This window comes from Pseudomonas sp. GNP012 (assembly GCF_054343835.1).
Genome location: NZ_JBTGUU010000001.1, coordinates 2,667,915 through 2,682,880 on the forward strand (window position 1 = coordinate 2,667,915; position 14,966 = coordinate 2,682,880).

A 14,966-nucleotide genomic window follows, 5' to 3' on the forward strand; every position below is an offset into this window, starting at 1 on the left:
GCTTATCCGAAGGTTTTTTCGTAATAGGCCTTTGGGTCGGCGATGGCATCGAAGCGCTGTAACGCCTCACCGCCGCCCTCGGCTTGCAGCGTCACCTGCAAGGCGCGGTCGATCAGTTTCTGCAACTCGAGGAACACGCTGTTACGGGTGTATTCATCCTCGGGAATGCTGCCGTAGTGTTCCTGCATCTGCCGTTCGAACTTGCGCCGCTGCACCTGCCGCTCCAGCAACGGCTCGCGTTCGGGATTGATCGACTCCAGCAACTGATTGTGGATATAGGGCTGGTACTGCGACATGAAGTGGTCGCCAATGCGCAGCATCCGGCCCACCGCCGGGTTGCTGTACTGTGGAAAAAACCTCGCCCGGCTTTCGGGATTCAGCGACGCGTTCAGACGTTCCTGGGCTTGTTCGGCCTGCTGCTCTTCAGCCTCGCCCAGGCTGGGCACAAGGTACAACTTGGCCTTTTCCTGCAGCTTGACGGTGATGGTGCTGCGATAGGGCGCGCCCTGTGGATTGCGGTAGGCGGGATACGGCGTGATCTGTTCCTCCCGGTGTTGTTCGGTCCTGAAAAACATGGCGACTTCGCCGTGATGGCTGAAGGGGTCGCCGTGTTTGAACAGTGCACTGACCAACGCCTGGCGGGCCGACCAGCCCAGGCCCATCAATGTGCCCATCGGGCCGTGGAGGTCATAGAGATGATTGTCCAGCGCCGCCTCGGGGGGGACGCGAGGGACGACGTCGGTGTCGTTGACATGACGGAAATGCCATAGCTCGTTCAAGGACTGTACGGCCTTGAGGGTGAAGGTGCGCGGCATGCCGTAGGTGTATAGGAGCGGATTGCGTTCTTTCAGCGAAGCTGCATGAATCAGACCTAAGGCCCCGCCTAGGCTGTGGCCGCAGATAAACAACTCCTTGTCGAACGCATTTTCCAGAATCGTCTCTCCCAAATCTTTCGCATAATTCCTTGTGGCTACCTCGAAGGCATCGCGAAAGCCCATATGCACGCTGCCTGCTGGGGTCAGGTCGCCACAGGGCACCTTGGGCTCACAATGGGCCGCAACCTTCGGCTCGGTCGGACGGAAGGTGACATCGGTGATGAGATCGGACAGACCATTCGTTTCGGTGCCACGCCAGCCAACCAGCACCTGGGTGGCACTGATGGCATAAAACAGTTGGGTATCACCTTCCGGTGGCTCTGCTTGAGCTGTGTTGATGGGTTTAATCGTTATATAGCGCTCACTGAAGGGCACGTCAGTAACCAAGCAGGGCCACGCCTGACCGTTATCCCAGACCCGAGGTGTGCGCGACAGATCCTGACATTGGTCTTTAAAAAGTTCCTCGACAGATCCACGTTCCTTTTTGGGCTGATTGCTGTAAGCCAAGATGCTCATCAACCCCAAGTTGTAGGCGTTAGCCAGGCTGTACTCCGCCTGGTGATGCAACACCAGCGACCAAGCGCGGAACGGGCAAACTTCCAACACATGCCGGCGATCCAGTTGCTCGTCACCAATGGTAAAGCCACTGAATGTCCGGTCCGGAAAATGGAAGGCCGGGAGCTGATCAGGGTCTTCCAACGGCGGCACAAAAGTCGGACGCTGAGCGCACAACTGCCCAATGCGCAGGTAGTGATAGCCATGACCCTCCACCAGCGCCTGTCGCTCGATCGGCGAGAAGCCCGAGCGCTGCGGACCATACAGTGGCGTGCGATCCCCAAAACCGGGTTGCGGTGGCTCGGCCCGTACGGCACGCAGGCGCCGACCCTGCAGTTGTTCCGCCAATGGATCGGCCTGCATCTGCAGGGTGATGGGTAACGGGTGCAAACCCTCAATGCGGATCACCCCCAGGGCATCGCTCTGCCCGGCATATTCGGCAGCAATGCCACATCGAGTGGCCTCATTCACCGCGCGCCAAGGCAGGTTCGCCAGGGGCTCACCCTGCTCGTCCAGCAACTGGAACTCGATCCAGTGCCGTTTTTGTGGGCCGCAAGTAACGGTCTTGAAAGGGTTCAGCGTGTCCGTACGGTGCAAGGTGTCGTTCATATCAGCCCTTTTACATTGGGTTACTCGACAGCCAGGGATGTTTGTCTTTTTCAACCACACGTTTTGCTATTGACCGTTTTTCGCCCTTGAAGGCGAGAACGGCGTCATCACCGTGGACGTATCGTCTAGCGCTGCTGGGGTCGAAGAAGGGCCGCAGGGGGTTGAGCAAATCCAGACATCCTTGGTCTGTATGAGGGATAAGGGGAGACTGGAGGTCCACCCTCGATCAAACGCTCGCAAGCTTTCACGAGGGTGACGAGGATGGAAATAAGCTGTTTCTGATAAGTGCGTAGGGCATTTCTGCGAATGGCATGAGCATCAAAAACGTCTGCTATCAGTGCATCTCAGGCAACACCAGATACACCGCACTCACCACCAACAACGCCGCCATCACCCGATTGAACAACCGCATCCCCGCGGGATTGTTCAGAAAGCCGCGCAAAAACGTCCCGGCATAAGCCCAGCAACCGACCGACACATAGCAGATCACCAGATAAATCGCGGCAAACTGCCAGACCAGACGCGCCTCGCCATCGGCGACAAACGCGCCCATGCCGGCCACGCAGGCCAGCCAGGCCTTGGGGTTGAGCCATTGCATGATGGCGCCATACAGCATCGACGGGGCCTTTGGCGATTCACTGGCTTGCACCTGCCCATTGTCGGCCGCCAGCTTGAAGGCCATGTACAACAGAAAGGCTACGCCGGCCCATTGCACCCCCTGGGTCAACGCCGGCCACTGTTGCAGCAACTCATGCAGGCCCAGCCCCATCAGCACCAAGAGCAGGACAAACCCCAGCGTGGCCCCGGCCACGTGACGCTGGCTGGCCCGGAAACCAAACCGCGCGCCAGCACTCAACGCCACAATATTGACCGGCCCCGGGGTGATGGACGCGACCAGCGCAAACGCCGCCATGGACATCATCAGACTCATTGCACACCTTCTTCCATCGAGTTGAACAAGGCCCTCAAGGTAATGAGCCGAGCGGCTCGCGTATTGAACAAAACTGCCCTGCAGCGCTATGAGTAATAGCCGACGACGTTTTTTACCTTGGTCAGGGCAATGCGCAGCGAGTCCATGTCCACCGAGCCCAACGCCAGGCGTATCGCGTGGGGCACATGGGTTGAAGTCGCAAAGGGTTCGGCCGGCGACACCGACACTTGCTCGCGCATCAGCGCCATGGCGATCTGGTCGGCCCGGGCGTCTTCCGCCAACGGCAACCAGATGAAGTAGGAACTCGGGTGACTGATGGTCCTGAGCCCCGCCAACGTCTCGCGGGCCAAGGCTTGCCTGGCCCGGGCGTCCGCACGTTTTTGCGCTTCCAGCTGGAGGACGGTGCCATCGTCGAGCCAGGCCGTGGCGATGGCGGTCATCACGCCGGGGGTGTTCCAGGTGGTCGCCATGATGGTGCGTTCGAAGGCGGCGATCCATTGCGCCGGTGCGGCGATAAAGCCGACGCGCAAGCCGGTGGCGATATTCTTCGACAGACCGGACACGTACACCGTTCTCTCCGGCGCCAGTTCGGCCAGCGGTGGCGGTACGTTTTCGGCCAGGAACGCATAGGCGGCGTCCTCGATGATCGTCAGGTCGTGCTGGCGCGCTATCGCCACCAGTTGCTCGCGCTGATCGGCGTCCATCACCCAGCCCAGCGGGTTATGCAGGGTCGGCATCGAATAAACGGCGCGCACCGATCGGCTGCGGCAGAGTCTTGCCAGGGCCGGCAGATCAGGCCCGGTATCCGTGACCGGAATGGGCAAGACTTCCAGATGCAGGGTTTCGGCCAGCGTCTTGAAACCGGGATAGGTCAGCGCATCAGCGGCGATGACATCGCCGGGTTTGAGCAGCGTCATCAGCGTCACCGCCAGGCCATGCTGGGCACCACTGACGATCAACACCTGCTCGGCCGGCACGTTCAGCCCGCGCTCGGCCAGATGACGCGCGACCGAGGCCCGCTCATGCAGGCGCCCGGCGTGGGGCTGGTAACGCAGGAGCGCCTCCAGGTCTCCGGACAGCGCCAGTTGACGCAAGGCATGGCGCAGCAGGTCGGCCTGGCCGGGCAATGACGGGTAGTTGAAATTGAGGTCAATCATCCCCGCCGCCACCACGTGCTGCGAAATGCCCTGCCCCGGCGGCAGCGAGGTCTCCCTGACAAAGGTCCCGCGACCGGTTTCGCCACTGACCAGGCCCATGCCCTCCAGCTCGGCATAGACCCGGCTGGCGGTGACCAGCGCCAGACCGTGCTCGGTTGCCAGTTGCCGGTGCGTCGGCAGGCGCGTGCCCGGCGGCAAATTGCCAGAACGAATGTCGGCGGCAAAGGCATCCACCAGCGTTTTGTAGCGGGATCGAGGCATGTCGAGATGTATCCATGACAATTTTTTGATTGTATCGATACTCGCTCATACGATGGGTTTCGTGCAATCAGACAATGAGCGTGAGCCAAATGGAACGGACTTCGAACCTGCAACACCGGACGCTGGAAAACAACACCAGCGGCTGGATCAACGGACTGATCGGCGTGGTGATCTTCAGCGGCTCACTGCCGGCGACCAGGGTGGCGGTGCTGGAATTCGATCCGGTGTTCCTGACGGTCGCGCGGGCGACCATCGCGGCGATCCTGGCGCTGTGCCTGCTGGGGTTATTCAAGGAAAAACGCCCGGCGCGCCAGCAACTGGTCCCGCTGATCATAGTCGCCCTTGGCGTGGTCATCGGCTTCCCCCTGCTGACAGCCCTGGCGCTGCAATACGTGACGTCCGCGCACTCCATCGTCTTTGTCGGCCTGTTGCCCCTGGCGACGGCGGTGTTTGGCGTGCTGCGCGGCGGCGAGCGACCACGGGCGGCGTTCTGGATTTTCTCGGTGCTGGGCAGCCTGTTGGTGGTCGGCTTTGCCCTGTCTCAGGGGCTGAGCGCCTCCCCGCAGGGCGACATCCTGATGCTGCTGGCGATCCTTGCCTGTGGCCTGGGTTATGCCGAAGGCGCGAAGCTGTCGCGCACCCTCGGTGGCTGGCAGGTGATTTCCTGGGCGCTGGTGCTGTCGCTGCCGGTCGTGGCGCTGCTCAGCTGGATGCGCATGCCGGCTTCGTTCAGCGGCATCAGCACGCCAGCCTGGTTCAGCCTGGCGTACGTCTCGCTGTTCAGCATGCTGATCGGTTTCGTGTTCTGGTATCGCGGCCTGGCCCAAGGGGGCATCGCCGCCGTTGGACAATTGCAGTTGCTGCAGCCGTTTTTCGGGTTGACCCTGGCGGCGACCCTGCTGCATGAACAGGTCAGCCTCGGCATGCTGGGTGTGACCGTCGCGGTGATCCTGTGCGTCGCCGGGGCGAAAAAATTCGCCAAATGAACCCTGATACGGTGGTTTACGCCCATCACTGTATGGGTCTGACCACCGCCGGGCTGTGATAAAAATAGCGCTCTTGCTTCAGGAGCCGACCATGGACCTCGCCACCCTCACCCTGTTTCTGCCGGCCTGCTTCGCCCTCAACATGGCACCCGGCCCCAACAACCTGCTGTCGGTCAGCAATTCGACCCGCTATGGCTACCGCACCGCGTGCGTGGCCGGCATCGGCCGGTTGCTGGCGTTCGCCGGGATGATCGCCCTGGCCTCGGCGGGGTTGGCGGTGGTGCTGCAAACCTCCGAGCTGTTGTTCTACGCTATCAAGATCCTGGGTGCGGCGTATCTGTTCTACCTGGCCTGGCAATTGTGGCGCGCCGATCCTGGTGTCGAGAGTGTCGCCACCAGCGCGCCAGCGGGCACCTTGGCACTGGCGCGGCAGGAGTTCCTGGTGGCGGCCGGCAACCCCAAGGCGATCCTGATCTTCACCGCGTTCCTGCCGCAATTCGTCGACTCGACCCAGGCCATTGCGCCGCAGTTCATGGTGTTGGGCGCGCTGTTCCTGGTGCTGGAATGGATCGCCATCGGCGCCTACGCCTACATGGGCCTGCACATGCGCCGCTGGTTCGCCAGGCCGTCCGGCAAGCGCCTGTTCAACCGCTGTTGCGCCGGGTTGCTGTCGGCGGCGGCTTCGGTACTCCTGATGGCGCGCCGCGCCTGAAGGATTTGCACTTGCTTAATGTGGGAGCGGCGGTGCGGCGATCCGACTTGCTCGCTCCCACAGGCTGAGATCAATTTCCAGTCCGGAATTCGCTGTCGATTTTCCGGTGGAGGTCCCCCATGACGCCCTCTATGCTGCGCCCATGAACCTACAAAAAACGCTGCTCCCGCCCCGCGCCGAGATGGTTCGCGCCATGCTCGAACGAGACACCTCCTACGAGGGCGTGTTCTTCACGGCGGTCAAGACCACCGGGATCTTCTGCCGCCCCGGCTGCACCGCTCGCAGCCCGAAGCCTGAGAATGTCGAGTTCTTTGCCAACGCGCAGCAATGCCTGGCGGCGGGCTACCGCGCCTGCCTGCGCTGCAAACCGCTGGACACCGCTGCCAGCGCGCCGGACTGGGTGCAGAGCCTGTTCAAATCAGTAGATGCCGACCCGGAGCAGCGCTGGACCGACGCCCAGCTACTGGCCGCAGGCATCGAGCCGCTGAAACTGCGCCGCTGGTTCAAGCAGCATTTCGGCATGACCTTCCACGCGTGGCTACGCGCCCGGCGCCTGGGCATGGCGTTGGGCGGGATCAAACAAGGCGACTCCATCGACGACGTCGCCTTCGATTCCGGCTACGAGTCCCTGAGCGGTTTTCGCGATGCCTTTCAAAAGTCGTTTCACATCACCCCGGGCCGCGCGGCCAGCAGCGAGCCGCTGCTGTTCACCCGCCTGACCACGCCGCTGGGGCCGATGATCGCCATGGCCGAACGGCGCGGGCTGGTGCTGCTGGAGTTTCTCGATCAGGCCTCACTGACCCCGTCGATCGAAGCGCTGCAAAACCGTTTCGGTTATGCCGTGGCCCCGGGGCACAACACCCATTTGCAGCAGATCGAAGCGCAATTGTCGGCGTACTTCGCCGGGACGCTGACTGAGTTCAGCGTTGCCCTGCACATGCCCGGCAGCGAGTTCTCCCGCCGCGTCTGGGCGGAGCTGGCGAAGATCCCCTACGGACAGACCACCACCTACGGCACCATTGCGGCGACCTTGGGCAAGCCCGGTGCCAGCCGGGCGGTGGGCCTGGCCAACGGGCATAACCGCTTATCGATTGTCGTGCCGTGCCACCGCGTGATCGGCGCCGACGGCTCGCTGACCGGCTACGCTGGAGGCCAGCCGCGCAAGGCGTTTTTGCTCAGGCTGGAAAACGCTGCGGTGCAGCTCACGGAGCAGTTGACGCTCTGATCCCCCCACAGGCTTTTCGTAAGGAAGGACACTCGATGGACAGGCTCGACAATCAACTGCACCAACTGCATCACGAGGGGTTGCTGATCCTCACCAATGTCGCCGATGCCGCCGGGGCGCGACTGGTGGAGCAACTGGGCAACAAGGCGGTGGCCACCAGCAGCGCCGCGGTGGCCTGGGTGCATGGCTATCCGGACGGCAACACCCTGCCCCTTGAGCGCCTGGTCTCGACCGTCGAGTCGATTGCCCGGGTCATTTCGGTGCCGCTGACCGTGGACATCGAGGCCGGTTACTCCGATGACCTGGAGCGGGTGGCACAGGTGGTTGACGCGGTGATCGCCGCCGGTGCGGTCGGGATCAATATCGAGGACGGTTCCTCGCCACCGGAATTGCTGGTACGCAAGATTGAAACCGCGCGCCAGGTGGCCGATCGACGTAACGTGAACCTGTTCATCAATGCGCGCACCGATGTCTACCTGCGCGGCCTGGTGCCTGCCGAAGACCGCGTCGCCGAAACCCTCAGGCGCGCCGCGCTGTATCAGGCGGCCGGTGCCAATGGCCTGTTTGCGGCGGGCGTTACCGCCGAGTACGAGATCAAGGCGCTGTGCCACGGCACCTCGCTGCCACTGAATGTGCTGGGATTCCCGGGCCTGCCGTCGCCCGAAGCGCTTGAAGCGCTCGGCGTGCGCCGTCTGAGCGCCGGTTCCGGCATCGCCGAATTCCTCTACGGCGCCATGGCCGGCATTGCCCAAAGTTTTCTGCAAACCGGCAAGTTCGATAGCCACAACCTGAAGGCCTTCACCTATGGCGAAATCAACGCCCTGTTGAAACCGTCCGGGAAAGCCTGAGCCCATGTCCGAGGGCTATCAGGCTGCCAGTGAGTTCCTGGCCGCCATCGATGACGACTGGCGCCGCCACATCGACGCCATCGGCCCGTGCCTGCACCAGCCGCATGCGGCGCGTGATCCCTATGAGTCGCTGGTGCGGGCGATTGCCTATCAGCAACTGCACGCCAAGGCCGGCGATGCGATTGTCGGGCGGCTGCTGGCGCTGTTCGGTTCGGGTGCCTTTCCCCGGCCTGAACAGATCGTCGCCACGGATTTCGACCGATTGCGCAGCTGTGGATTTTCCGCGAGCAAGATCGCGACCATCCAGGGTATCGCCCAGGCATCGCTGGACGGTGTGGTGCCGGATTACGCCACGGCGCTGGCCATGGACGATGAAGCGCTGATCGAGCGGTTGATCACGTTGCGCGGCGTCGGGCGCTGGACCGTGGAGATGCTGCTGATCTACAGCCTGGAACGCCCGGACATCCTGCCGGCCGATGACTTTGGCGTGCGCGAGGGTTATCGACGGCTCAAAGGGCTGGAGGTGCAGCCGACGCGCAAGCAGATGATCGAGATCGGCTCGGCGTGGAGCCCTTACCGGACGGTGGCGGCCTGGTATTTGTGGCGGGTGCCCGGGCGGTAGACCGCGTTATCGTTCTTCGCGAGCAGGCTCGCTCCCACATTCGACCGCATTCCCATGTCAGAACTCGGTTAAATGTGGGAGCGAGCCTGCTCGCGAAGGCATCCTTACCAACAACACACAACCAGAGCCTGTCACAACCCCGACTTCAACCGGCTGAACGCCCGGATCAACGCCCGGTTGAATACCTTGCCATTGTCATTCTTGCTGTACAGCAAAGCCTTGACCGCGGCCGGTGGATACGTCCCCGGATCATTGCGGATCGCCGGGTCGATCAAGCCATCGGCCGCCGTGATCGCATTGGCGTAATGGATGGTGTCGGTGATCGGCGCGATCACTTGCGGGGTCATCAGGTAGTCCATCAAGGCAAGAGCGGCCTTCGGATGCGGCGCATCCCTGGGAATGACCATGGCATCAAACCAGATCAACGTGCCCTCCTTCGGAATCCGGTACTTGAGCGAATAGGGTTTACCCGCCGCCTCGGCCTGGCCCGCCGCGATGCCCACGTTGCCGTTCCACGACATCGCCACGCAGGTGTTGCCGTTGGCCAGGTCGCTGATGTTCAGGTCGTTGTCGAAGTAGCGAATGTACGGCCGAATCTTCGCCAGTTGCTGCTCGGCGAGTTTCAGGTCGTCGAGGTTCTGGCGATTGATGTCCAGCCCCATGTACTTCATGACCGCCGCGAACACTTCATTGGGATCGTTGAGCAGGCTGACCCCGCAATCGGCGAATTTCGAGACCACGGCCGGGTCGAACAGCATCGCCCAACTGTCGGTCGGCGCGTCGGCCAGGCGCTGTTTCACGGCCTGTTCCTGATAACCCACGCCCGTGGTGCCCCAGGCGTAGATCCCGGCATAGCGGTTGCCTGGATCGAACACCGCCATGTGCTGGCGGAACTCCTCGCCGACGCCGGCGAAATGCGGCAGTTGCTGCTTGTCGACCGTCTGCACAGCGCCACTCTCGATGGCGCGCGACAGGTGCTGCCCCGCCGTCAATACCAGGTCATAGCCACTGTGGCCGGTGAGCAGCTTGGTCTCGACGGTTTCCAGGGAGTCGAAGTGGTCGACCACCACATGAATGCCGGTTTTTTCCTCGAAGTTTTTCAGGGTATCCGGGGCCAGGTACTCGCCCCAGATATACAGGTTGACCACCGGCTTGGCGGTGTCGGCGGCCTGCACACACAGGGGTGCAAGCACCAGCAGTATTGCTTGAGTCAGTTTGTGCAGGCCCATGGTCAGACTCCCTTTTTGTTGCAAGCAGTGCCGGCGTACTGCGGCATGGTGATGCACGCGACGTTGCCGCCGCCGAGGAGGATTTCCCGGGAGTTTTCGATGCCGACGATGCTGTGTTTCGGAAACAGCTCGGCCAGGGTCGCCAGCGCCACCTTGTCGTTGCGATCACCAAAGAGCGGTACCACGATGGCGCTGTTGCCGGCGTAGTAGTTGATGTACGACGCGCAGATCTTCGTCCCGGCCTGGCGGGTATGGGTGCTGTCCTGCTGGTCCAGCCCTTCGGCTTCTTCGGCCGTCCATTGCAGCACATCCGGCTGCGGCAGCTTGTGCACGACCAGCTCGCGGCCGCGACTGTCGCGGGTGCTGCGCAGGATGTCATAGGCCTCCTGATAGATTTCCCACTGCGGGTCGTCGCGGTTGTCGGTCCATTGCAGCACCACTTCACCGGGGCGCACGAAGCAGGCGAGGTCGTCGACGTGGCCATCGGTTTCGTCGAACTTGCAGCCCCGCGGCAGCCAGATCACCTGCTCGGCGCCGAGGTAATCGGTGAGGCGGCGGGTGACTTCGTCCTTGCCCAGATGCTGGTTGCGGTTGCGATTGAGCAGGCATTGCTCGGTGGTGAGGATGCTGCCCTGGCCGTCGCTCTGGATGCCGCCCAGCTCGGCAATCAAGGGGGCGCGATAGCGGTCGAAGCGTTCGATTTCGAGGATCTTGCCCGCGATCTGGTCGTCCTTGTCCCACGGGTAGTACAGGCCGCCGTCGAGCCCGCCGTAGGCATTGAATTCGAAGTCGACACCGCGCACTTCGCCGCTCTGGTCATTGACCACAAAGCACGGGCCGCTGTCGCGGAACCAGGTGTCGTTGCAGGTCATTTCCACCACACGCACCTGCGGCGGTAACTGGCGGCGCGCGGTGGCGAACTGTGCCGCCGAGGCGCACACGGTGACCGGTTCGCTCATGGAAATGGCGGTGACGATCTGCACCCAGACTTTCTGCGCAGGCTTGGCACCGTTGCGCCAGACGTCGGTGCGCTCCGGCCAGCCGAGCCAGCAACCGGACTTGGCTTCGAATTCGCCAGGCAGACGGAAACCGTCCTGTTTGGGAGTGGTGTCGAGCAAACGGGCCATGGTCAAACCTCTTCAGCAGGGATTGGAATGACCACAGGCTAAGGGCGTTGGCGACTGGCCCGCCAACGATGATTATTTCGGAATACTTGAATTCAACTCATCAATCGAGCAACTGATCGTTGAACCATTCCAGCATCTGCGCCACGGCCGGACGCTCCAGCCGCACCCGTTCGCACACCAGCGCGTATTGGCCCAGGGCAGTCATGCTCGACGTGAACGGCCGTACCAGGCGACCGCTGAGCAAATCTTCCTGGGCCGTCAGGTTGTCGCCCATGGCCACGCCCTGCCCTTGCGCCGCCGCCTCCAGCGCAAGCCCCGCGTGGGCGAAATACAACTGGCGGTCGGGGCGCTGGTCGCCGGCGTGGCTGGTGAGCCACGCAGTCCAGGTCTTGCCGTCCTGGTCGTCGTGCAGCAGGCAGTGACGGGCTAGGTCCTTCGGGGTTTTCAGCGAGCCCTGGTTGAACAGGCCGGGGCTGCACACCGGGAAGAACTGCAACGCCGGCAGCGGTCGGACGAAATACGCGCTGCTGTCCACCGGACCGGTGCCGTAGGTGATCGCCAGGTCGATGTCTTCCCCCGGCGCCGTGGCGTCGATCGGTTGTTCGTACAGATGCAGGGTGATGTGCGGATAGCGCGCATAGAAATCTGTGAGACGGCTCATCAGCCACTTTTGCGCCAGCTCGGCGGTCACCGCCAGACGCAGCACCGCAAGCGATGAAGGATCGCGCAGTTCATCGCAGGCATCGCCAATCAGTTCGAACGCCTGCTGCAAACTCTGCATCAGGCGCCCGGCGGCCAGGGTCGGGCGAATCTGCCGGCCTTCGCGCACGAACAGCGGCACACCGAGTTGCTCCTCGAGCTGGCGAATCTGGTGGCTGACCGCGCTGTCGGTGACACACAACTCGCCCGCCGCCCGGCCGAAATGGGCATGGCGGGCGGCGCATTCGAAGGTTCGCAGGGCTGCCAGGGAAGGTAGTCGTCGCATCAGGTCGTGTCCCGGTTTCGAGGCGGACATGCTGACTTGGCCTGTGGCAGGCGTCCAGTATCACCGCGTTATCGTTCTTCGCGAGCAAGCCCGCTCCCACATTTAGAATGCAATCCCCTGTGGGAGCGGGCTTGCTCGCGAATAGGACAGTCCATTCACCTCAAATCCAATGACCTATCACGCGGACTGATCAACTCGACCTCGGCCTTCAACCGCTGGGCCAGTTTGGAAGTGACCCAAACCGGCGATCAACTGAAGCTGGTGGCGACCGGCGACGCGATTCTGGTGCCTGTCCAATAGCAACGACGGTCCATTACCCTGAAGAATCCATCGCCCAGTGGCATCAGCGTTTCAGCCTGGCTCACTGAGAATAATTATCAATTTTTTTCAGGCGGCAGTTCCCCTTTGCATGTTTCGTTCGGTTAACCCCTCAGAAGCACTTCAACTACCGATCGATTCGATGCAAAGGGATCCCCATGTCGCACCCGCTTGTCACCCGTTTCCGTTTTGCCTTGTGCCCTCTGGCGCTGGCCCTGCCTGCCGCCCTGCTGAGCTTCGCCGCCCACGCCGCTGAAACCGATGCCGAGAAGAAGCCGGCCAAGGACGACGGCGTGCTGCAACTGGGCGCAACGACCATTTCCGCCCAGGCGCTGGGCGCTACTACCGAAGGCACCCACTCCTACACCACCGGTTCAACGTCTACGGCCACCGGCCTGCCCCTGTCGATCCGCGAAACGCCGCAATCGGTGACCGTCATCACCCGCCAGCAAATGGACGACCGCGGCGTGCAGACCATCGGCGACGCGCTACGCAACACCCCCGGGATTTCGACGCAGAAGTACGACAGTGACCGCACCGAGTTTTCCGCCCGTGGCTTTGCCATCACCAACTTTCAGTACGACGGCATCAACATCCCGTATGACGGCGTCTACGGTGAAAACCCTAACAACAGCGACGACGCCTCCAGCCTGGACCGCATCGAAATCGTCAAGGGTGCGACCGGCCTGATGACCGGTTCGGGCGACCCGGCTGCCACCGTCAACCTGATCCGCAAGAAGCCGACCAAGGAATTCAAGGCGTCGATCAGCGGCACCGTCGGTTCGTGGGATGCCTATCGCAGCGTCGGCGACATTTCCGGTTCGCTGAACGATTCCGGCAGCGTGCGTGGCCGCTTTGTCGGCGCGTATTCCGACAAGAACTCCTACCAGGATCACTACAGCCAGAAGAAGGACCTGTTCTACGGCGTCCTCGAAGCCGACCTGACTCCCGACACCCTGCTGACCTTCGGCATCGACAAGTCCAGCGCCACCCCGCGCGGCTCGTCCTGGACCGGCAACCCGGTGTACTTCTCGGACGGCGGCCGTACCGACTTCCCGCGTCACTTCAACCCGGGTGCCGACTGGAGTCGTCGCGACTTCGACGACATCACCTACTTCGCCTCCCTGGAACAGGCCCTGGCCAACGACTGGAAGTTCAAGGCCACGTTCGACCAGAAAACCACCGATCACGACACTCGCCTGGCCTCGGCCAGTGGCGGCAACCCGGACCGTGCCACCGGTGAAGGCATGTTTCTGTACTGGGGTCGCTGGGAAGGTCATCGCGTGCAAAACACCGCTGACGTGAACGTCACCGGCCCCTTCTCCCTGGGAGGCCGCGAGCATGAACTGGTGGCCGGCTTCATGGCCTCCCACTCGCGCCAGACCGGCGCGACCTTCGACACCAGTGCCTTCGCCATGGTCCCGGGGAGCATCTACGACTGGAACGGCGATCTGCCGGAACAGGACTTCCCGAAAAACGGCAAGTACGAACGCACCCAAAGCCAGAACGGTCTGTACCTGGCCACGCGTCTGCACGCGACCGATGACCTGTCGATCATCCTCGGCAGCCGCTTGAGCACCTTCAAGTACAACGAAGACTATTCGTACTATCCGGGTGCGGGACTCGATGACACCCATGCCAGCTACAAGGAGCATGGCGTGGTCACGCCTTATGCCGGTGTGGTGTATGACCTGGACGACACCTACTCGGCCTACGCCAGCTACACCAGCATTTACCAGCCGCAAACCTACAAGGACATCAACGGTTCGACCCTGGCGCCGGTCGAAGGCGACAGCTACGAAGCCGGCCTGAAAGCCGCCTACTTCGACGGGCGCCTGAATGCCAGCCTGGCCTTCTTCCGCATCGAGCAAGACAACCTCGCTGAATCGATCGGCACCAACCCGGTGACCAACGAAGGCATCTACAAGGCCATCGACGGCGCGACCACCAAAGGCGTGGAACTGGAATTGGCCGGGGAAGTGGCGCAAGGCTGGAACGTGTCGGCCGGCTACACCTACGCCCGCACCCGTGACGCCGATGAACAGCGCGTCTTCGGCTTCCCGCTGTCCACCAGCAAACCGGAACACGTCGTGCGTACGTTCACCACCTACCGCCTGCCCGGCGCACTGGACAAGGTGACCATCGGAGGCGGCATCAGCTGGCAGAGCGCGTTCTACGGCAAGATCTACAGCCCGACCGTGGGCGACTACACCCGCATCAAGCAAGGCGGATACACCCTCGTCGACCTGATGAGCCGCTACCAGTTCAACGAGAACCTGAGCTTCACCGTCAACGCCAACAACGTCTTCGACAAACGCTACCTGACGGGACTGGGCAACTTCGACACCACGTACTACGGCGAACCACGCAACGTGATGTTGACCACCAAGTGGGATTTCTGAAGCTGAACACCTGAAAAAAACCGGCCAGAAAGGCTAAAGCCAGTCAGTCAAGCGCAATACCTGTGGGAGCGGGCTTGCTCGCGAAAGCGGTGTGTCAGGCAGCATCAATGTTTACTGTTGCGCA

At 62.3% G+C, this 14,966-nt stretch carries 12 protein-coding genes; 6 read left to right on the forward strand and 6 right to left on the reverse strand.

Annotated features, from left to right (window positions below; genetic code table 11):
• Nucleotides 1–2: 2 nt before the first annotated feature.
• The 3 genes from ACXX83_RS11890 to ACXX83_RS11900 form a co-directional block, all read right to left on the reverse strand.
• Nucleotides 3–1,949: a lipase family protein gene (locus ACXX83_RS11890; protein WP_458548556.1), complete on the reverse strand. Its 1,947-nt coding sequence runs from the start codon at nt 1,947–1,949 to the stop codon at nt 3–5.
• Between the two features lie 424 nt (nt 1,950–2,373).
• Nucleotides 2,374–2,970 (reverse strand): LysE family translocator, encoded by a 597-nt coding sequence (locus ACXX83_RS11895; protein WP_458548557.1) that lies wholly within the window; start codon nt 2,968–2,970, stop codon nt 2,374–2,376.
• An 86-nt stretch (nt 2,971–3,056) separates the two neighbouring features.
• Nucleotides 3,057–4,388: an aminotransferase-like domain-containing protein gene (locus tag ACXX83_RS11900; protein ID WP_458548558.1), complete on the reverse strand. Its 1,332-nt coding sequence runs from the start codon at nt 4,386–4,388 to the stop codon at nt 3,057–3,059.
• Between the two features lie 89 nt (nt 4,389–4,477).
• On the opposite strand from ACXX83_RS11900, the gene ACXX83_RS11905 reads away from it, so the two are divergent.
• From ACXX83_RS11905 to ACXX83_RS11925, 5 genes are all read left to right on the forward strand, one after another.
• Nucleotides 4,478–5,374 (forward strand): DMT family transporter, encoded by an 897-nt coding sequence (locus tag ACXX83_RS11905; RefSeq protein ID WP_102700578.1) that lies wholly within the window; start codon nt 4,478–4,480, stop codon nt 5,372–5,374.
• A gap of 91 nt (nt 5,375–5,465) precedes the next feature.
• Nucleotides 5,466–6,086 (forward strand): LysE family translocator, encoded by a 621-nt coding sequence (locus tag ACXX83_RS11910; RefSeq protein ID WP_217835391.1) that lies wholly within the window; start codon nt 5,466–5,468, stop codon nt 6,084–6,086.
• 142 nt (nt 6,087–6,228) lie between these two features.
• The gene (locus tag ACXX83_RS11915; RefSeq protein WP_217835392.1) at nt 6,229–7,311 is read left to right on the forward strand and encodes a bifunctional transcriptional activator/DNA repair enzyme AdaA; all 1,083 of its coding nucleotides are present in this window, start codon (nt 6,229–6,231) and stop codon (nt 7,309–7,311) included.
• Between the two features lie 35 nt (nt 7,312–7,346).
• Nucleotides 7,347–8,159: an isocitrate lyase/PEP mutase family protein gene (locus tag ACXX83_RS11920; RefSeq protein WP_007976284.1), complete on the forward strand. Its 813-nt coding sequence runs from the start codon at nt 7,347–7,349 to the stop codon at nt 8,157–8,159.
• 4 nt (nt 8,160–8,163) lie between these two features.
• Entirely contained in the window at nt 8,164–8,781 is a 618-nt protein-coding gene (locus tag ACXX83_RS11925; RefSeq protein WP_458548559.1) for a DNA-3-methyladenine glycosylase family protein, read from the forward strand.
• 131 nt (nt 8,782–8,912) lie between these two features.
• Here ACXX83_RS11925 and ACXX83_RS11930 read toward each other — a convergent pair whose 3' ends face one another.
• The 3 genes from ACXX83_RS11930 to ACXX83_RS11940 all read right to left on the reverse strand — a co-directional run bounded on the left by ACXX83_RS11930 (nt 8,913) and on the right by ACXX83_RS11940 (nt 12,122).
• On the reverse strand, nt 8,913–10,010 hold the full coding sequence (locus tag ACXX83_RS11930) for an extracellular solute-binding protein (RefSeq protein WP_458548560.1): 1,098 nt from the start codon (nt 10,008–10,010) through the stop codon (nt 8,913–8,915).
• Between the two features lie 2 nt (nt 10,011–10,012).
• Nucleotides 10,013–11,137, reverse strand: coding sequence for an agmatine deiminase (aguA, locus tag ACXX83_RS11935; RefSeq protein WP_458548561.1), 1,125 nt, complete (start codon nt 11,135–11,137; stop codon nt 10,013–10,015).
• A gap of 100 nt (nt 11,138–11,237) precedes the next feature.
• Nucleotides 11,238–12,122, reverse strand: a complete 885-nt coding sequence (locus tag ACXX83_RS11940) for a LysR substrate-binding domain-containing protein (protein ID WP_458548562.1) — start codon at nt 12,120–12,122, stop codon at nt 11,238–11,240.
• 476 nt (nt 12,123–12,598) lie between these two features.
• Between ACXX83_RS11940 and ACXX83_RS11945 the strand changes: the two genes are divergently transcribed.
• Nucleotides 12,599–14,842: a TonB-dependent siderophore receptor gene (locus ACXX83_RS11945; protein ID WP_458548563.1), complete on the forward strand. Its 2,244-nt coding sequence runs from the start codon at nt 12,599–12,601 to the stop codon at nt 14,840–14,842.
• The last annotated feature ends 124 nt before the right edge of the window (nt 14,843–14,966 follow it).